We start from the raw sequence: 17,739 nt of genomic DNA on the forward strand, positions 1-17,739 counted from the left end.
AACGACGAATCATGTCTCATCAAGCGCGGACGCCCATCCAGGTCGTGATGAAACACGTCGCTCTTTTCAAAAGCTCAAAAAAATTGAATAGCGTTAAAGACCAATCAACCTCATCGCCTCTTCACGTGTTGCCACGGTGGCGTACTTCTGACGCATATCGAACAGGTTCGCCTCGTGAGGCCCAATCGCACGGTCACCCACGCAATCCGATACCACCAAGGGGCGGAAACCGAGTTGCATCGCATCAACCACGCTGGAACGCACGCAACCGCTGGTCACGGCGCCTGCAACCAGCAGTGTTTGCACACCACGCTGGGTCAACCAAGCGGCTAAAGGCGTACCAAAGAAGGCCGAAGGCACGTTCTTGCGAACGATGAACTCACCGGGCACAGGAGCCAGTTCCGGCACGATGTGGCTGTTGTGCGCGTCTTCGGTCAGACCCAGCATGCCGGGCACTTTAATGCTGAAGATGTTGTTATCAGCGCCATCGTCGGCATACACGATACGCGTATGAGCCACCGGCCAACCCTGTTCACGCGCCGTTGCCAGCAACTTCTGCGTGTTCTCGATAGCTTCGGGAATATTACCGCCACCAAACACGGCAGGATCCGCAAAGCCATTCACCAGATCAATAATCAACAAACCGTAAGGAGCTTTAGGCTCCAATGTCGACCCAAACCCTTGTTGAGCGTAAACCGCTCCATCATTCGTACTCACCAACGCCTCCGTCCAGTACTTTGCCATCACGCACGACAGCGCGGCCATCCAGGCTGACCGTGCAATTGCGCAAAGGAATATCAATGTGGCAGGCCGTCGTGCGCTTGCCGCCAGCTTCATTGTTCGGGCCCAGGGAGAACAGGAAGTTACCCTCGAACGCACGCGCATCCATGCCAATGGTGTTCTCACGCGAGTACAGACCCAGTGTGGACCAATGGCAACGTGGTTGCAGACCCCAGCCGATATGCGAGATAGCGTAGCCTTCGGGGTCATTGAAGGACTTCATGTACTCGTCCAATAATTGCGCCTCAATGCCGCCTTCGATCTTCGTGGCATAACCATTCTCCACAGTCAGAATAATCTGCTCGGAGGAATACTTTTTCTGCGGCAGCAGGATGTCGCCCTTGTCGATCACGATGGTGCCGTTGGTGCCCAGCTCGTTCGGCCAGGTCAGCACGAAGCCACTAGGCCAGTGGTCCCAACGACCGGGCTCATCCACAAAACCGTATTCACGAATCGCGGGGAACTCACCCAGCGGGCAACGCAGATTGGTACCGGCAGGAGACGTAATGCTCATTTCCTTGGCCGCTTTAATCAGCCCCGCAGCCGCTGTCACACGCGCACGATCCGCTTCCGTTGGCACAGTGCGAACCAGAATTTCTGGTGGTTCCACCGCCAGCAAGATCTTCGTGCCCGACTTCAGAATGTCGATCTGCTCGGGCGAGAACAACAGGGTCATCAAGTCCAGCACCAGATCACTGGCCTTCAGGGCTGCAATCGCTGCTTCGTTACCCGTCAGCGGGGTCGTACCCAGGTAGGCCAGCGAGTCACGGCTCAAGGCTTTTTCCGCGTTGACCGGCAACAAGTCCAGGCGATTCACAATTGCACCCATGGACTGAGCGGCAATCTGCGCACACTGCATGGTTTGCGGGTGCGTGGTCGAGCTGGTCAGCAAGGTCACGGTTTGACCGGCCTGCAGCTTGGACAGGCGTAGCACTTCTTGCCATGCCTCGATAAGTTGGTAATCACTAACTGCCATCTTGTCTCTCCTTGTGAAAAGTTCCGACACTGACGCGGAACCTTTGCATCACGACGGGCCGCCCATGCGGCCCTTTCAACATCACACCAAGCGCTGGCCCAGGAAATCACCGAAAGCTTCGTAAAAGCCTGCTTCGTTATCCCAAGGAATCATGTGACCGGCATCAGGCACGCGAACGTGCTGAACGCCAGGGGCCAACTGCTGAATCTCGGCCACATCCTCGTCACGCACCACGTCACCACGCTCGGCTGTCATCAGCAAGGCAGGCACGGTCAAATGCGGGAAGTCGACATGAATATCGTCGGTATGAAAGCCCTCAAAGCTGGCGAGAATCGCAGGCTCATGGCAGGTGTGCAGCCACTGAGCACGCAATTGCAATTGCTCTTCGGTCCAGGTCGGGCAGAAGGCACGCATATCGTCAGCCGTGCAACCCTTGCGAGCCATCGCCATGGAATCGACGTACCAGGGCAACTTGGAGGGATAAGCGCGACGACCTGGGCCGGACACTGGCGGATCAACCATCACCAGACGGTTCAGGCCATCGCTGTTCTTGTGAGCGGCACGCAAACCAATGCGGGCACCCATGGAGTGACCGACCACGATGTAGTCCTTCAGGCCCAGCGCCTGAGCCAGTGCAATCAAGTCATCCGCCTGCGCATCCAGGCTGTAATCCATACCTTCAGCCGCTTCGCTCAAACCGCGACCACGCACGTCTTGAATGTAGGTATCAAAGTGCTTGCCGAACTGCTCGCCCACAAAGCCCCAGGTCACCGCCGGGCTGGTAATGCCGGGAACGATGATGACGGCAGGACGCTGGTCACGCCCACCAACGGAACCACCAAAACGCAGGTAATGCTGACGAATGCCATTGGCGTGCACATGAGCGCCGTACAAAAATGTGCTCATGCTTAGCTCCGGTCCAGCTTGAACAGACGGGCCGCGTTGCCGTAGCAAACCAGCTCGCGTGTCTTGTCATCCATAGGCGCTGCCTCGATGAAATCAGCGGCCAGCTCAGTGGATTCGTAAGGGTAATCAACCGAGAACAGCACGGCTTCGGCACCCATTTCACCGATTGCGCCCATTAGCGTTGGGGCAGAACAGACACCCGAAGTGGTGATCAGGATGTTGCTGCCGATGTACTCGGAAGGCTTGCGCTTCAAGGTCACACCATGTGGGTACACGGCAAAGCGGCTGTCGTAGCGCCAGCGCTGGAACGGCAAGCCTTCACCCATATGACCCAAGATCAACTTCACATCCGGGCAGCGATCAAACACACCACCGAACAACATGCGCAGCGCGTGAGTGCCGGTTTCCACACCCCAACCCCAGGTTGCACCCATCAGCTCCGGGTGGCCTGTGTAAGCGTGCGGCATTTCATAAGCATCAAAGGGATGCAGATAGAATGGCACATCCAGCTTCTGCACCGTTTCCCAGAAGGCATCATATTCGCGGCCATCGTAGTACACGCCATGCGTGTGACCGTTAACCAAAGCGCCTTTCAAGCCCAGATCCTGCACCGCACGCGTCAATTCCTGCGCGGCAGCAGCCGGGTCTTGCATGGGCAAAGTGGCAAAGCCGCCCAGACGATCGGGATGGCGTGCAATTTGCTGCGCCAGGAAATCATTGTTCTGACGTGAACGCTCGATAGCGACGGACACATCCTTTTCCACCTGTACCCCAGGGCCGGTCTGCGACAGCACAACGTACTCGATACCGGCACGATCCATCACCTCCAGACGCTGGGCGTCGAAGTCATGCAAACGAGCCATCAGTTCACGCGCGTCGGCACTGTCAATATGTTTGACAAAGGCCTTGGAATAATCCTCAAAGCCAACGGCGTTGAAGTGCTCCTCCAGTGCTATTTTTTTAATACGTTTCACCATAAATTTTCCCTAAATTATTGATTTACATAAGGTCAATCGTTTGACCCCCCAACAATATCTATCAGTATGCTGATTATTATTGTTTTCAGCAAGTCGGGAAATCACATATACTTTGGGGCGTGGACAGCACCTGTAGAAATGACTGCAAATCAGAAATCAGGGCTTTTGTTCACGTTAGCGTAGCCCTGCTTTCCTTGTAGACGCCGACCTTGCAGCCATACCCTTTGCAGGTCGTCCCGCTTTCAGTGTGCTGCCTTGTTGGCAACGGGCTGAAGGCCACTCAATCGATGACTGACTTATCCATGAAGAATCACGCCGAGCTAAAGCAAGAAGAACGACTGGAAGCCGACGAGGCCGAAATCCTGGGTCCAGTGGAAGAAGAAAATGCCGAGCTGTATCGACGCAAACTGTGGTCCCGGCCTGGTTTTCTGGTCCGCCGTCTTAACCAGATTCATTACGCCATGTTTTACGAGGAGTGCAAAAGTGACCTCACCCCTGTCCAGCACGGTGTCCTGTCCGTGTTGATGGGGTCACCCTGGCTGGATCAAACCACGATCGGCTACGAGCTGGGGCTGGATCGCACCACCTCGGCCGATGTCATCCGCAGGCTGGAGGAAAAAGGTTTGCTGGGACGCCGTATCAACCCCGAAGACCGCCGCTCTCGCCAGACCTACATCACCGAAGCAGGATTGGCGGCGATGAAGGAAATCAGTGCGGGCATGAACCGCGCCCAGGAACGACTGCTGGACCCACTGACCGCCAAGCAGCGCCAGACCTTTATGACCATGCTGACGCGTGTAGTGGAGCACAACAACCAATATGGTCGTGCCGCCCTGAAAAACATGTGAGAAGCTCGGGGGGCCTCAGGCCCCTTGCGCATACCAATCAGGTAGTTCAAAGGCATGCGCTGGCAGTTTGTAGAGCTGGCGCAAACTTGCCTGACTAAGCATGTCGCGGGGCTGTCCCTGCGCCAATATGCCCCCATCCCGATACAAGATCACCCAGTCCGCCACGCGAGCCGCATGTTCGGGTTGATGCGTACACAAAAGCACACCCAGACCTTCCTGACGCAAGTGCGAGACTTGATCCAGCACCCGTAATTGATTCGCGAAGTCCAGGCTGGAGGCAGGTTCGTCCATGATCAAGAACTGTGAACGCTGCACCAAGGCACGTGCAATCACACACAGCTGACGCTCTCCACCGCTGATCTGATCAATACGTTTTTGAGCCAGCTGCCCGATGCCCAACCGCTCCAGGCAAACGCCTACCCATTGCCGGTCGGCGGCCCGAGGTTGGGTGTACCAGGCCAGCTCACTGGCACAACCTAGCAAGACCCATTGTTCTACCGTGAAGGCAAAGGCCGACTCCTGCGCTTGCGGTACATAGGCCAGTTGTCTGGCCAGGGCACGCGCACTCCATTGCTCCAGGGGCTTGCCCTGCACCTTCACCTGCCCTTTTAAAGGCGGCTGCAGGCCCAGCAAGGTGCGCAGCAAGGTGGACTTACCGCTGCCATTGGGCCCGAGCAAACAAACGACCTGCCCGGTCTGTACGCGCAGATTCACATTACTGGCGACTTGCTTGCGCCCGTAGCCTACAGCCAGATCAATCGCTTCCAAGCCTTGTTCGCTCATCGCTGCCTCGCACCACGAGCCAGCAACAGCAAGAAGCCGGGAGCACCCACCAAGGCCGTCAGCACACCCAAGGGCAATTCCAGCGTGCCTATGCTTCGTGCCAAGGTATCGGTTAACAAGAGGAAGGCGGCGCCCACCAACAAGCAAACAGGCAATAGACGGGAGAAGTCCGGGCCAACCAATAAACGGGCCGCGTGCGGGATCAGCAAACCGACCCAACCTATAATTCCTGCCAGAGCCACGCACACCGCCGTCATCAAGGTCGCGCAAACGATCAGCAGACAACGCAAGGCAGAGACGGGCATGCCCAAGGAGCGGGCCTCCTCATCTTGCAGCGCCAGGACATTGATACGCCAACGCAAAAGCCAGACAGGGACGATGCACGCCAATACCATCAGCGCAGCCGGCCAGACTTCGTAGGAACGTACGGCGCTCAAACCTCCCAATAACCAGAAGGTCATGGAGGGCAATTGAGAGTAGGGGTCGGCCAGGATCTTGATCAGCGACAGGGCGGCACCCAGCAAGGTGCCCACCGCCATCCCGGCCAGGACCAATATCAGAATAGGTGGATGATGGCGTAGCATGCGCGCTAGGCTCAAGACAATGCCCACCGCCAGAAGGCCGCCAACAAAGGCCGCCATCTGTACGCCGAACAAGGAAAAATTCAAATAAATGGCCAGAATCGCCCCCAGACCTGCACCCGAGGACACACCCAGGATATCGGGTGAAACCAGTGGATTGCGAAACATGGTTTGATACGCCGCGCCTGCGGTCGAGAGCGCCGCCCCCACCAGCAAAGCCGCTGCAATACGTGGCAGACGCAAATCCCAGACCACGCGTACGGCCTGACTCTGCCCCGCTTCTGGATCGCTCCCAAAACCGGCGACCAAGGCGCGCAGCACTTCTGTTCCGGACAAGGGATACGCCCCCTGCCTCAGGGCAAACACCACCAATACCGCCAGAACTAGCCCCAGTAAAAGCAGTAGTAGCCCGTAGGACAAACCTGACTTCATGCGCCTTGCTGCGAACCCAGCGGGTCCAGCCCTTGTACCAATCGCTTGATCTGCTCGTCGCTCAAGGACATGCCGTAAAAAGCCGAGTAAAACTCCTGCAACTCTGAATACATGCGTGGCATGGCAGCACTGCCTTCCAGCAAGGCATTAAGCCAGATCACCCCGGCCAGGCGATTGATACCCGGCGGGCCATCCAGCCAGCCAAAGGGCAAGGCGGGTACGCGGTACAAGCGTCCTTCCTTCACTGCCTTGAGCTGACTCCAGGGAGCCTGAGTACGGGCCAGCTCAAAGAAAGCATCATCCTGAGCAAACAGCATGTCCGGGTCCCAGGCCAATAATTGTTCGTAGGAAATACGGCCCAGGCGATTATCGGTTTTCTCGTCCCCCATCACCGTCAAACCGCAAAGCCGCAGCACCTCGGTATGAATGGATTGACCCATGCCGGTTTCCAGACCATCGTTACCGCGTGCCAAATAGGCTTTCAAGCCTTTGGCTCGGGGTCTGGCAGCTTGATGTGCGCTGTCCAGAATTGCCTGTGCACGCAAGGCCAATTGCTGGCCGCGTTCGGCCTGCCCCAGGATATGACCTGCCTGACGCAACTGCGCCGGGCTGTCGTTCAGGCGACCATCCAGCAAGACATAAGGCACGCCCGTCTGCTCTTGCACGGATTTGGCGGCAGACTCGTAATAGGGATTCACATCGCCTATATCCACGACCATATCAGGCTTCAAGGCCAGCAGGCTTTCCAGGGACAAGGTACTGCCCCGACCGGCCAGACGGCCAAGATACGGCAAGGAAAAACCAGCGGCCTCCATCATGCTGCGTGCAGCAGGAGCCAGCTGAAAAGGCCAACCTAAAAGCGCGTGGGGTGCCAGGCAATACACCAGCACAGAAGCGGGCGGACCGGCTGCCACTATCCGCCCCACTTGAGCCGGATCAGGCAGCTTGCCCGCCACACTGATATGCAAGCTGATAGAGCGGCTAGTCCCGGCCTGCTCGGACCGGGCCAGCAAACGGGCATGAGGCGCCAACATAGTCAGTGCCACCCAGGCACGCAATACATCACGACGCTTCATTTATGCCTCTCCCCCTTTAACTGCAAATCACAAAACGGCTTTAGAAACGATAGCTTCCGCCCACAAACCAGACACGTCCGGGCATGGGGTAGCCTTCTTTGTATTGGTACAGCTTGTCGCCCAGATTACGCACACCGGCTTCCAGCGTGATATCCGAATTCGGACGCCAGATACCTTTCAAGCCCAACAAGGCAAAGCCCGGTGTTTTTTCGTAGATCTGATCACCCTTATTGTTTGCATAGGAGTAGTAACGGCCACTTTCGGTTTCCACCGAACCCATCACTTCCCACTGCGCAGTGGGCTTCCAGCTCAGGTGAGCAAACAGGCGGTGATTGGGTGTATCCACCAGTTTGACGTCCGGGTCAGACTGGTTGCGACGATTCAAATATGTGTACGCCAGGCCTGCCGACCAATGAGCAGACAACTCCTGCTGCAAAGACAGCTCCAGACCCATTTGACGAGCCTTGCCGACGTTGGTGGCCTGATCACAAAAACCCACTGGACGGTACTTGTCACAACCGGGAGCCTGAATAACCGTGCTTTGAATCATGTCACGCACCTGGCTCAAAAACAGCGCCGATTCCAGCTGTGCACCTTCCCATGGCTGACCGCGCAAGCCCAGTTCATAGTGAATGGCGTGCTCGGGTTTCAGATCCGGATTAGGTTGGGCGTAGCCCATGCGGCTGGAGTAGCGATCCTTAATCGTGGGGAAACGAGTCTTGTAAGCCACGCTACCGTAGACCTGCATGGCATCGCTCCAGTCGTAACCCAGCTCCAGCAAACCGTTGGTGGCATCGGTATCGCCGGTTTCAAAGTTGTGCGCTTCTTTGGCTTTGCGACGTTCGTGGCTGGCACCCACGCGCAACTGCCACAGCTCACCCAAAGCAATACGGTCTTCAAACGCCAGAGACGTGGTCACGTCCTTATAGTGCTCAGTGCCCGATGGCTTGGGATCACGGTGCTGATCTTCCTTGTAGTGCAAGGCAAAATGCAGCTCGTGATTGTCCAGGCTGGTGTTGACCCACTCCAGAGCAGCACCACGGGTACGGTCAGTGTACTCGCTGGTCGGGCCAGTCAGGGTCGCGTATTGACCATCGCTATACATATCCAGACCGTTCTTGTACTTGTCTTCGTACACGCGGGTCTTGATCGTGTTGCTCTCGCCAATCTGGGTGGAACTCAGGAAGTACAGGCTTTCCTTGTCCCAGTACGGCCAGCGCCAGTAGCGTTGACCCAGCTTGGCATCGTTCACGCCGGTGTAGACCGGATTGTCTTTCTGACCTTTCTGGTTCACGTAACCAATAACGTACTCATCCGTCGCATTGGGCGTGATACCCAATTTAAAAGACGCTTTCTTGTCCATTTGCGAGGCATTACTGCGCATGCCGCCGGTATCGGTAGGACGTGCTTTTTGATCTTCAAAGCCACGCCCCAAGGGGAAGCTGCGTTCGCCTGACCAGGACAAGCCTGCCTGCATGTACCAGGAACCCTGATTGGTGCCAACGTTCAAGGCACTGTAGCGTTGATCGCCCGTGGCGTAACCGGCGCGGAACTCGCCTTCAAACTCTTTGACGGGTTTACGGGTCACCAGGTTGATGGCACCACCCATGATGTTGGGACCATACAGTAAGGAAGCTGCTCCCTTGGCCACGCGAATTTCGCTCAGGTCCATGGTGGTGAAACGGGTAAAGTCCACATAGCCGTCGTACGGCACGTACTGTGGAATACCGTCCAGGAACAAAGGCACCTGACGAGAATCAAAACCACGCACATAGACCATCTGTTCGTTACGGGCACCGCCCGCCGACACAGTCACGCCGGGTTGCACACTAACGGCAGCACCCACATCGCGCAAATCAAAAGCCTGCATTTCTTTCTGGCTGACTGCGCTCTCCCCCAACGGAGCCTCGCGATCCAGGCTGGACTGAACAACCACTTTGCCCAGCTGAAACACGCGGTCATTGTTTTCCTGAGCCTGAGCCTGGCTAACTGCCAAGGCCCCCATCATGCTCAAGACCAATGCGCGCGGCACAAAACAGACGGACTGATGACGCGCTGCTGTGGCGCGTTTGGACTGATGTCTCATTCCCCTTCCCTATTCGATCTTTCTAATTGATTTATGAACTGACGCCACACAAAGATGCGGCACAAAAAAAAACGGACCCCAAGGGGCCCGTAAATAGAACCCATCATCGAGCGATGAGTGATGGTTCTTTCGAAAACACCGCTATATAGTAAAGCATATAGCGAAGAACAACAACTAGCCAGAAACTTTAAGGTTCAGGTTTTCCCGTCTTCCCGATTTGCGGCTTCTCGCCAACAATACGGCTGTACTGAGCATTTACATCAAAATGCTGCCAGCAAGGTGCCTGCACAAACGGGCACCCAAACGATCCCAAGACATCAGGACCCGCGCAAATACTGGCGCAAATCCACAGGAGCACAATTTATGTTTAAAGCCATGACGCGCGGTTCGGTCCGCCTGGTTGAACGCTATCTACCCGATCCGTATATTTTCGTCATCCTGCTCACACTGATTGCCGGTATTGCGGCCATGGCGTTTGAGCAACGCTCTCCCATGGAGATCATCCAATATTGGGGTAATGGCTTTTGGGGCCTGCTGACCTTTGCCATGCAAATGCTGCTGGTCTTGCTGACCGGTCACATGCTGGCCAGCACGCCACTGGTAAAAAGCTGGTTGCGTGGCCTGGCCTCGCTGGCCCGTTCGGCTGGTTCCGCCATCATTCTGGTGACCCTGGTGTCACTGGCGGCCAGCTGGATCAACTGGGGTTTCGGCCTGGTGGTCGGTGCCCTATTCGCCAAAGAGCTGGCCCGTCAGGTCCGCGTGGACTACCGCTTGCTGGTTGCCAGTGCCTACTCCGGCTTTCTGGTCTGGCACGGTGGCTTGGCCGGTTCTGTACCACTGACCATTGCCACCTCGGGCCACTTTTCTGAAGACAAGATCGGCATCATCGGGACCTCCGACACCATCTTCGCCTTCTTTAACCTGGCCATTGTGATCGCCCTGTTCATTCTGGTGCCACTGATTAACCGTTTGATGTTGCCCAGTGACAAGGAAAGTATTTACGTCGACCCCAAGCTGCTGGAAGACACGCCAGACGACGTCAACCAGACCACCGATCGTCCAGCAGACCGTCTGGAAAACAGCCGTCTGATCTCCATCGTGATTGGTGTCGCTGGCCTGGCCTACCTGTTTGACTACTACGTGTTGCGCGGTGCGACCCTGAATCTGAACGTGATCAACTTCACCTTCCTGATTCTGGCCATCTTGCTGCACGGCACTCCACGTCGTCTGCTGAAAAGCCTGGATGAAGCCATCCGCGGCGGTGCCGGGATTGTGATTCAGTTCCCCTTCTACGCAGGCATCATGGCCATCATGATCGACTCCGGTCTGGCTGCCAGCCTGTCCGAGTGGATGGTGTCCTTTGCCACGGCGACCACCCTGCCCTTCTGGACCTTCATGAGCGCCGGTCTGGTCAATATCTTTGTGCCCTCGGGCGGTGGCCAGTGGGCCGTACAAAGCCCGGTCGTGATTGCTGCCACACAGGCTCTGGATGCGGACATGGCGCGCACCGCCATGGCCGTTGCCTGGGGCGACTCCTGGACCAATATGCTGCAGCCTTTCTGGGCCTTGCCGGTATTGGCTATTGCCGGTCTGAAAGCCAAGGACATCATGGGCTTTTGCCTGATTCAGTTGATTGTCTCGGGTATTGTGATCTCGATTGGTTTGACCTGGTTATAAGACAGGCCGGGACGCCTTCATCAGGCATCGCATCCTGACTGGCAATAAAAAACGCCCCCTGAATATCCATGGGGCGTTTTGCATTGAGCAGGCTGCAAGCAGCCGAAGCATAAGCAGGACGCAAACAAGCCACCACAAAGAAGGGCAATGACGATATGAGGGGGAATGAAATGAAGGTAGAGATGGTGGGCGGTACAAGGTTCGAACTTGTGACTTCCACCGTGTGAAGGTGGCACTCTACCACTGAGTTAACCGCCCGGAGCTTTAAAGAACTACAAAAGCTGCGAAGAAAAAAACTATAGCATGGCCCTGATTGATTTACAAGTTCAGGGCCAGCTCTTTTCTTAAATAATTACTCCGTTGCCGGGTTGAGCATCTCACGCCACATGGGCGGCTTCTTGTTCTGCTTTTCCAGCACGTCCATGTATTTCTCATGCTCGGCCTGATCGGCTTCGGACGCGCGCAGCACTTTCAGCACGCTGGCGTCAAACTTGCCCAGGCTCAGATTGCTGCCATCCCCACCTTGCCCATCAGACTCGTCAAAGTCCATCAGCAAGGCGTCCTGGCCACGGGTCATGGCCAGCCAGACATCAGCCAGCAACTCCGAGTCCAGCAAAGCGCCGTGCAAGGTACGGTGAGAGTTGGAAATACCGTAGCGTTCGCATAGGGCATCCAGGGAGTTGCGCTTGCCGGGGTGCATTTCCCGCGCCACCAACAAGGAGTCGGTGATGCTGTCGCAGTACTGCGAGAATGGGCCTTTACCTACCTTTTGCAGCTCGGCATCCAAAAAACGTGTATCAAAGGAGGCGTTATGAATAATGACTTCCGCACCCTGCACAAAATCCAGCACCTGATCCACCACATCCTTGAAACGTGGGTGGCCGGACAGAAATTCCGTGGTCAAGCCGTGAATTGCCAAAGCTTCAGGATCAGAGTCCCGGTCCGGGTTTAGATACAAGTGCAGATGGCGGCCCGTCAATTTACGATTGAACAGCTCTACCCCACCCACTTCAACAATGCGGTGCCCTTCACGAGGCTCCAGACCGGTGGTTTCAGTATCCAGAATAATTTGACGCATTCACTTTCCCTACAAATTCAATCACAGTAATGGCACTCGACAAGGAGGCTATACAAACAGCTTCCCCGCAGACCAGCACTACAGGTTTAGACAGAGGCCTCGGGCTTATCAATCAATTCCAGTTGCTTGTCCTGCCCTTCTTTCTTGCCCGCAATCAGCGTATAGGCCACCGGCACCACAAACAAGGTCAACAAAGTTCCCAGGGACAAGCCGCCCACCAGCACCCAACCAATCTGCTGACGGGATTCGGCACCCGCCCCAGAGGCATAGGCCAGCGGCAAGACCCCCAGCACCATGGCGCCGGTTGTCATCAAGATGGGGCGCAGGCGCATCTCGCAAGCGCGCACCACGGCATTGTACAAACTGGCCCCCGCTTCGCGTTGTTGAGTGGCAAATTCCACAATCAAGATACCGTGCTTGGTAATGAGCCCCACCAGGGTAATCAAACCGATCTGACTGTAAATGGACAAGGTCCCGCCCGACAGCCATAGGGCCAGCAAGGCCCCCGTCATGGACAAGGGCACGGACAGCATGATGATGAGCGGGTTGCGCCAGCTTTCAAACTGCGCGGCCAGCACCAGGTAAATAAAGGCCAGTGCCATCAGGAAGACCAGATAGATACTGCCCGAGGAATCCCGGAACTCGCGCGACTGGCCATCCAGGTCTGTCTGCACCGTTTCCGGCAAGGTCTTGCGAGCCACCTCATTCATGTGTTCGAGCACCTCACCCAAGGCATAGCCAGGGGCCACTGATGCTTCCACAATGACCGCCCGCAAGCGGTTGAAGTGGTTCAGCGATTGCGGCGATACGCTCTCGCGCACATTCAGGAAGTTGGAGGCCTGCACCATGCCACCATCTTTAGTGCGCACGTAAATATCCAGAATGTTTTGCGGGCTGGAACGAGCCTGCTTGTCCACCTGCACAATCACGTCGTACTGCTCGCCATCGCTCTTGTAGCGCGTGACCTGACGCCCACCCAGCATGGATTCCAGAGTGCGGCCTACCGCTTCCACCGATACGCCGGTATCGGCCAGCTTGTCGCGGTCTACATCAATACGGATTTCTGGTGTGTTCAAGCGCAAGTCCGTGTCCACGTTCAACAGCCCTGGATAGTCTCGCAGCTCAGCCAGAAAACCGTCCACGATCTTGGCCAGCTCCGGATACGGTGCCTGGCTCATGATCACAAACTCCACTGGCTTGGAAGTGGCCCGCTGTCCCAACGACGGCGGGTTAGTGGGGAAAGCACGCGCACCGGGAATGGCGGAGAAATGCGGTTGCAGTTCACGCGCAATGGATTGCTGGTTACGTGTGCGCTCCTCCCACGGCTTCAAGCGCAAAATTGCAAAGGAATCGGTGACGGTAGGGAAACCAATAATGGACTGATACCCCTCTGTCTCCGGTATGCCGCGATATAGCTCTTCCACCCGCTCCACATTGCGCAAGGTGTAATCCAGCGTAGCGCCTTCGGGCGAATTCACAATCCCGAAAATCACACCTCGGTCTTCAATCGGAGCCAGTTCGCTTTTGATAACCGTAAACAGCAGCCCACTGGTCGCGGCAACGGCCACACCAATGAACAGGACCAGAAAACGCCAGCGCAAGGCGCGAATCAGGTTACGGCGGTAGCCTCGTGTCAGCCAGACCAGGAAATTCTCGATACCCTGACTGACACGGCCCACTTTCGCACCATGTGGACGTAACATGCGCGAGCACATCATGGGCGTCAGGGTCAGGGCCACGAAACCGGACACCAGCACGGCAGCCGCCAAGGTCAGGGCAAACTCAATGAATAATCGCCCGGTACGGCCTGTGGCAAAAGCCAGTGGGGCATACACCGCCACCAGGGTTAGCGTCATGGCAATCACAGCGAAGGCAATTTCACGCACACCCAAAAAGGCAGCCTGCATGGCCGTCTTGCCCTCTTCGATATGGCGGTACACGTTCTCCAGCACCACAATCGCATCGTCCACCACCAGGCCAATCGCCAGCACCATGGCCAGCAAGGTCAGCGTGTTGATGGAAAAGCCCAGCATGTACATGATGGCGAAGGCCCCGATCAGGGAAATCGGAATCGTCACAATGGGAATCACACTGGCGCGGAAACTGCGCAGGAAAAACACAATCACCAGCACCACCAGCAAGATGGCCTCGGCAATGGTGGTGTACACCGAATCAATGGATTTCTGAATGAAGATGGAGCTGTCGTAAGACACGGACAACTTCATATTGCCCGGCAGGCTTTCGTTGATGCGCTCCACTTCTGCTCGCACGGATTTGGACAGATCCAGCGGGTTGGCGGTGGACTGTTTGGTCACGCCAATGTTCAAACTGTTTTGCCCATTGAATCGGGCCAGTACCCGTTCCTCGGCAGGCCCGATACGCACGTCGGCAATATCGGAGATGCGCACCGGATAACCGGCTGCCTGACTGATGATGATGTTGCGAAATTCCTCGGGCGTTTCCAGGTCGGTGGAGGAAACCACGGAAAACTCGCGTGCATCGGACTCGATACGGCCCGCCGGAATCAGCACGTTCTGTTTGCGCAGAGCATCTTCCACATCCTGCACGGTCAGCTGGTAGGCTCCCAAACGGGTGCGATCCAGGTCGATACGCATGGCGGGCAAGCGCTCGCCAAACACGCGCACTTCAGCGGCACCAGGCAAGACGGACAAGCGCGTTTTAATGTAGCGGTTGATGTAGTCCGAGGCCTCCAGCATGCTGTAGTCGCCGGTATCCACACCTACATAAATAATTGGGGTGGAGTCTGCTTCCACCTTGTTGATGATGGGCTCGTCCACCTCATCGGGCAGAAAACGTCGGGCACGCGATACCTTGTCGCGCACATCAGCCGCAGCGGCATCGGGGGCCCGGTCCAAATTGAATTTAATGTTGATCAGGCTGCGCTCGGAACGGCTGCGTGAAGTCATCACGTTCACACCCTCGATCCCGGACAACTGATCTTCAAGAGGCTTGGTCACCTGGGACTCGATCACCTCCGGTGAGGCCCCTTTATAGTTGGTGATGACGGAGACTACCGGCTCGTCAATAGCGGGGTATTCGCGTACGGTCAGGCGTTCATAGGAAATGAAACCGACCAGCACAATCACCAAAGACAGAACCGTGGCAAATACCGGGCGACGGATACATAAGTCAGAAAGAACCATGATTCCGTCCTATTGCTGCGGCTGTGTTTGGACGTCGATCACTTCCTGAATATCGACCGGCACTCCGTCACGAACCTTTTGCAGCCCGGCCACCAGCACATTGTCACCCGCTTTCAGATCGCCTGTGACTTGTACCCAGCCCTGCTCGCGTACACCAACCTGCACCTGACGGCGCTCGGCCCGACCATCTTTCACAATATAGATGTACTGATCCTGCCCCGAAGGAGCCAAGGCGGTTTCAGGCACCATCAAAGCCTGGTAACGCGACAGTTCAAGGCGTACCCGGCTGAACAAACCGGGGCGCAAAGCGCCATCTTCATTGGGCACCTGAGCCCGCAGCAAAATGGAACGGCCAGCCGTATCCACCGCCGGGCTGACAGCCAGTACCGAGCCATGGCGGGTTTCGCCCAGGAAGGCATCAAAGCGCAGTTCGACCGGCATGCCGGCCTTCACATCGGCCAGATATTGTTCAGGGATACGGAAGTCCACGTTCAAGGTCGAAACCGCTTCCAGCTGCACCAGATCCGTACCCGGCCCAACATAATCACCCACCGAGACATTACGCAAGCCGGTCACACCATCAAAGGGGGCACGGATACGGGTCTTGTCCAGCTGCACACGCGCCAATTGCACTTCGGCTTGCTGAACAGCCAAACGGCTACCGGACTCGTCTTTGGCCTGCTGGCTGATAAAGCCCTGACGGCTCAATTCCGAAGATCGCTTGTGCTGACTATTGGCCAGATTCAAATTTGCCTGTGCCTGATTCAGTTGCGCCTGCGCCATGGCCGGGTCCAATTGAATCAGGAGCTGGCCTTTCTTGACGGGCTGACCTTCTTCAAAGCTGATCGCTGAAATACGACCACTGATCTCGGGCCGCAGCACGACGGACTCTCTGGCCACCAGGGTTCCCACCGCCGCCACATCACGAATCAACTCACTTTGCCGCACGGGTAAAACTTCCACCCGCGTGGCGTCAGACTGCGCCCAACTGGGGCTGCTACTGGCAAACAGTACAAGAAACAGAGAAAAAATCGTGGGACGCAGCGTGGAAATCATGGGCGGCTTATCCTGACCGGCCAGGCCGGTGAAGCTGTCTGACAAAATATGACGAGTGGCTAATAGTACTATCAGCGGGCTACAACTCTGCCCAAGATCTTATAACTGCCTGGCGATTTCCACCCCTTCATTAGCCAACTTATCCGCACGCTCGTTGCCGGGATCACCCGCATGGCCACGCACCCATAACCAGGTCAGCTCATGTTTTGCGGCCTGCTGCTCCAACTCCTGCCACAGGTCGGCATTCTTGACGGGCTTTTTATCGGCAGTACGCCAGCCGCGGGCTTTCCAGCCGGGCAACCATTCGTTCATGCCTTTTTGTACGTACTGCGAATCGGTGTGTACCCGCACCTGGCAAGGGCGTTTCAAGGCTTTGAGAGCCTCGATCACGGCCATCAGTTCCATGCGGTTATTGGTAGTATTGGCCTCGCCACCGCAAATGGCTTTTTCACGTCCGCCATGACGCAACAAGGCGCCCCAGCCCCCCAAACCGGGGTTGCCCTTGCAGGCACCATCGGTCCAAATATCGACAACATCAGTCATGTCTTGCTAATTCCTTCATCGGCAGCGCGTCCAGCAACCACCATAGGCCGACGCACACGCCGACGGTTTTTCTTCCACTTGGGCCCGACCATACGCAAGGCCGGCGTGCGTTTGACCGCACTAATCATGTAGACGGCCCCCGCAAAGCTCCACCAGCGTGCACCGCTTTGCTCCATCCAGGACCAGCGGTCCAGCCAGGACTGCTGACGGCACAACGGTGCGTAACAGCCCATCTGCGTACTTTGCACATCAAAGGACAAAAGCTTTAACCAGTCGCGCAAGCGCGAGGGTGACATCACATCTCCCGGCAAGGTAGGCGTGCCCCGCTCCAGACCCGGAATCCAGTCGTGGGCACCCCACAAACTCAAGGGGTTGAAACCCGTCAGGAGAATGCGCCCTTCTGGCACCAGAACGCGCTCGGCCTCTCGCAACACCTGATGCGGGTCGCTGGCGCTTTCCAATGTATGAGGCAGGATTAAAAGATCAATGCTTTGCGTATCAAAAGGCAGATGCTCGGGTTCGGCATAAACCAGGTTCTTCTGCTGAGCGGGCAAGACGCCGGCCTGAGCCGTACATACCTTGCAGGAGATGCGACTATGCGCCAGGAGGTCCCAATGCGGCAATCCAATTTGTATGGCATGATACCCGAAGGTGTTGACCACCTCCGCATCGATTCCGGCTTGTTCCCAAGCCCGCACATATCGCCCCGGTACGGTTTCCAACCACTGGGCAAATTGATCATTCAAAGTCTGCTCCACTGGCGCTCTCTCCCTCTA

The 17,739-nt window shown here is 56.5% G+C and carries 15 protein-coding genes and 1 tRNA gene; 2 read left to right on the forward strand and 14 right to left on the reverse strand.

Annotation, left to right across the window (positions count from 1 at the left end):
* Positions 1-93: 93 nt before the first annotated feature.
* The 4 genes from OSH04_RS14325 to OSH04_RS14340 all read right to left on the reverse strand — a co-directional run bounded on the left by OSH04_RS14325 (position 94) and on the right by OSH04_RS14340 (position 3,639).
* Complete coding sequence (locus OSH04_RS14325) at positions 94-717, reverse strand: N-carbamoylsarcosine amidohydrolase (protein ID WP_266108735.1); 624 nt, start codon at positions 715-717, stop codon at positions 94-96.
* Positions 704-1,756: a M29 family metallopeptidase gene (locus OSH04_RS14330; protein WP_266108736.1), complete on the reverse strand. Its 1,053-nt coding sequence runs from the start codon at positions 1,754-1,756 to the stop codon at positions 704-706. Before OSH04_RS14330 ends, OSH04_RS14325 begins: the two co-directional genes overlap by 14 nt.
* An 81-nt stretch (positions 1,757-1,837) precedes the next feature.
* Entirely contained in the window at positions 1,838-2,662 is an 825-nt protein-coding gene (locus OSH04_RS14335) for an alpha/beta fold hydrolase (RefSeq protein ID WP_060186722.1), read from the reverse strand.
* A 2-nt stretch (positions 2,663-2,664) separates the two neighbouring features.
* Positions 2,665-3,639, reverse strand: a complete 975-nt coding sequence (locus OSH04_RS14340) for an amidohydrolase family protein (protein ID WP_277614478.1) — start codon at positions 3,637-3,639, stop codon at positions 2,665-2,667.
* A gap of 287 nt (positions 3,640-3,926) precedes the next feature.
* Between OSH04_RS14340 and OSH04_RS14345 the strand changes: the two genes are divergently transcribed.
* Complete coding sequence (locus OSH04_RS14345; protein ID WP_009460842.1) at positions 3,927-4,487, forward strand: MarR family winged helix-turn-helix transcriptional regulator; 561 nt, start codon at positions 3,927-3,929, stop codon at positions 4,485-4,487.
* 15 nt (positions 4,488-4,502) lie between these two features.
* Here the strand turns inward: OSH04_RS14345 and OSH04_RS14350 are convergent, their stop codons facing one another.
* The 4 genes from OSH04_RS14350 to OSH04_RS14365 are packed head-to-tail and all read right to left on the reverse strand — an operon-like array spanning position 4,503 to position 9,445.
* Complete coding sequence (locus OSH04_RS14350; protein WP_266108737.1) at positions 4,503-5,270, reverse strand: ABC transporter ATP-binding protein; 768 nt, start codon at positions 5,268-5,270, stop codon at positions 4,503-4,505.
* Positions 5,267-6,283: a FecCD family ABC transporter permease gene (locus tag OSH04_RS14355; protein WP_083054538.1), complete on the reverse strand. Its 1,017-nt coding sequence runs from the start codon at positions 6,281-6,283 to the stop codon at positions 5,267-5,269. The genes OSH04_RS14350 and OSH04_RS14355 overlap by 4 nt, the downstream gene beginning before the upstream one ends.
* Entirely contained in the window at positions 6,280-7,359 is a 1,080-nt protein-coding gene (locus OSH04_RS14360) for an ABC transporter substrate-binding protein (RefSeq protein WP_266108738.1), read from the reverse strand. Before OSH04_RS14360 ends, OSH04_RS14355 begins: the two co-directional genes overlap by 4 nt.
* Positions 7,360-7,399: 40 nt before the next feature.
* Positions 7,400-9,445, reverse strand: coding sequence for a TonB-dependent receptor plug domain-containing protein (locus OSH04_RS14365; protein WP_060186718.1), 2,046 nt, complete (start codon positions 9,443-9,445; stop codon positions 7,400-7,402).
* Positions 9,446-9,808: 363 nt separating this feature from the next.
* Here OSH04_RS14365 and OSH04_RS14370 point away from each other — a divergent pair, with 363 nt between their 5' ends.
* The gene (locus OSH04_RS14370) at positions 9,809-11,122 is read left to right on the forward strand and encodes a short-chain fatty acid transporter (protein WP_035273510.1); all 1,314 of its coding nucleotides are present in this window, start codon (positions 9,809-9,811) and stop codon (positions 11,120-11,122) included.
* A gap of 183 nt (positions 11,123-11,305) precedes the next feature.
* Here OSH04_RS14370 and OSH04_RS14375 read toward each other — a convergent pair.
* From OSH04_RS14375 to OSH04_RS14400, 6 genes are all read right to left on the reverse strand, one after another.
* Positions 11,306-11,380, reverse strand: a tRNA-Val gene (locus OSH04_RS14375).
* Positions 11,381-11,474: 94 nt separating this feature from the next.
* A complete protein-coding gene (dnaQ, locus tag OSH04_RS14380) occupies positions 11,475-12,200 on the reverse strand; it encodes a DNA polymerase III subunit epsilon (RefSeq protein WP_009460833.1) in 726 nt (241 codons plus the stop codon).
* Between the two features lie 86 nt (positions 12,201-12,286).
* Complete coding sequence (locus OSH04_RS14385) at positions 12,287-15,364, reverse strand: efflux RND transporter permease subunit (RefSeq protein ID WP_266108739.1); 3,078 nt, start codon at positions 15,362-15,364, stop codon at positions 12,287-12,289.
* Between the two features lie 9 nt (positions 15,365-15,373).
* Positions 15,374-16,420 (reverse strand): efflux RND transporter periplasmic adaptor subunit, encoded by a 1,047-nt coding sequence (locus OSH04_RS14390; RefSeq protein ID WP_009460829.1) that lies wholly within the window; start codon positions 16,418-16,420, stop codon positions 15,374-15,376.
* Positions 16,421-16,519: 99 nt separating this feature from the next.
* Entirely contained in the window at positions 16,520-16,963 is a 444-nt protein-coding gene (gene rnhA, locus OSH04_RS14395) for a ribonuclease HI (RefSeq protein WP_266108741.1), read from the reverse strand.
* On the reverse strand, positions 16,960-17,721 hold the full coding sequence (locus tag OSH04_RS14400) for a class I SAM-dependent methyltransferase (RefSeq protein ID WP_035273499.1): 762 nt from the start codon (positions 17,719-17,721) through the stop codon (positions 16,960-16,962). The genes rnhA and OSH04_RS14400 overlap by 4 nt, the downstream gene beginning before the upstream one ends.
* Positions 17,722-17,739 lie beyond the last annotated feature (18 nt).

It is taken from the genome of Alcaligenes nematophilus, assembly GCF_026344155.1.
GTDB lineage: Bacteria > Pseudomonadota > Gammaproteobacteria > Burkholderiales > Burkholderiaceae_B > Alcaligenes > Alcaligenes phenolicus.

What these genes read in the sequence shown, in the direction of transcription:
- OSH04_RS14330 (WP_266108736.1), bottom strand. Translation starts at nt 1,756, where the DNA reads ATGGCAGTTAGTGATTACCAACTTATCGAGGCATGGCAAGAAGTGCTA.
- OSH04_RS14335 (WP_060186722.1), bottom strand. Translation starts at nt 2,662, where the DNA reads ATGAGCACATTTTTGTACGGCGCTCATGTGCACGCCAATGGCATTCGT.
- OSH04_RS14340 (WP_277614478.1), bottom strand. Translation starts at nt 3,639, where the DNA reads ATGGTGAAACGTATTAAAAAAATAGCACTGGAGGAGCACTTCAACGCC.
- OSH04_RS14345 (WP_009460842.1), top strand. Translation starts at nt 3,927, where the DNA reads ATGACTGACTTATCCATGAAGAATCACGCCGAGCTAAAGCAAGAAGAA.
- OSH04_RS14350 (WP_266108737.1), bottom strand. Translation starts at nt 5,270, where the DNA reads ATGAGCGAACAAGGCTTGGAAGCGATTGATCTGGCTGTAGGCTACGGG.
- OSH04_RS14355 (WP_083054538.1), bottom strand. Translation starts at nt 6,283, where the DNA reads ATGAAGTCAGGTTTGTCCTACGGGCTACTACTGCTTTTACTGGGGCTA.
- OSH04_RS14360 (WP_266108738.1), bottom strand. Translation starts at nt 7,359, where the DNA reads ATGAAGCGTCGTGATGTATTGCGTGCCTGGGTGGCACTGACTATGTTG.
- OSH04_RS14365 (WP_060186718.1), bottom strand. Translation starts at nt 9,445, where the DNA reads ATGAGACATCAGTCCAAACGCGCCACAGCAGCGCGTCATCAGTCCGTC.
- OSH04_RS14370 (WP_035273510.1), top strand. Translation starts at nt 9,809, where the DNA reads ATGTTTAAAGCCATGACGCGCGGTTCGGTCCGCCTGGTTGAACGCTAT.
- dnaQ (WP_009460833.1), bottom strand. Translation starts at nt 12,200, where the DNA reads ATGCGTCAAATTATTCTGGATACTGAAACCACCGGTCTGGAGCCTCGT.
- OSH04_RS14385 (WP_266108739.1), bottom strand. Translation starts at nt 15,364, where the DNA reads ATGGTTCTTTCTGACTTATGTATCCGTCGCCCGGTATTTGCCACGGTT.
- OSH04_RS14390 (WP_009460829.1), bottom strand. Translation starts at nt 16,420, where the DNA reads ATGATTTCCACGCTGCGTCCCACGATTTTTTCTCTGTTTCTTGTACTG.
- rnhA (WP_266108741.1), bottom strand. Translation starts at nt 16,963, where the DNA reads ATGACTGATGTTGTCGATATTTGGACCGATGGTGCCTGCAAGGGCAAC.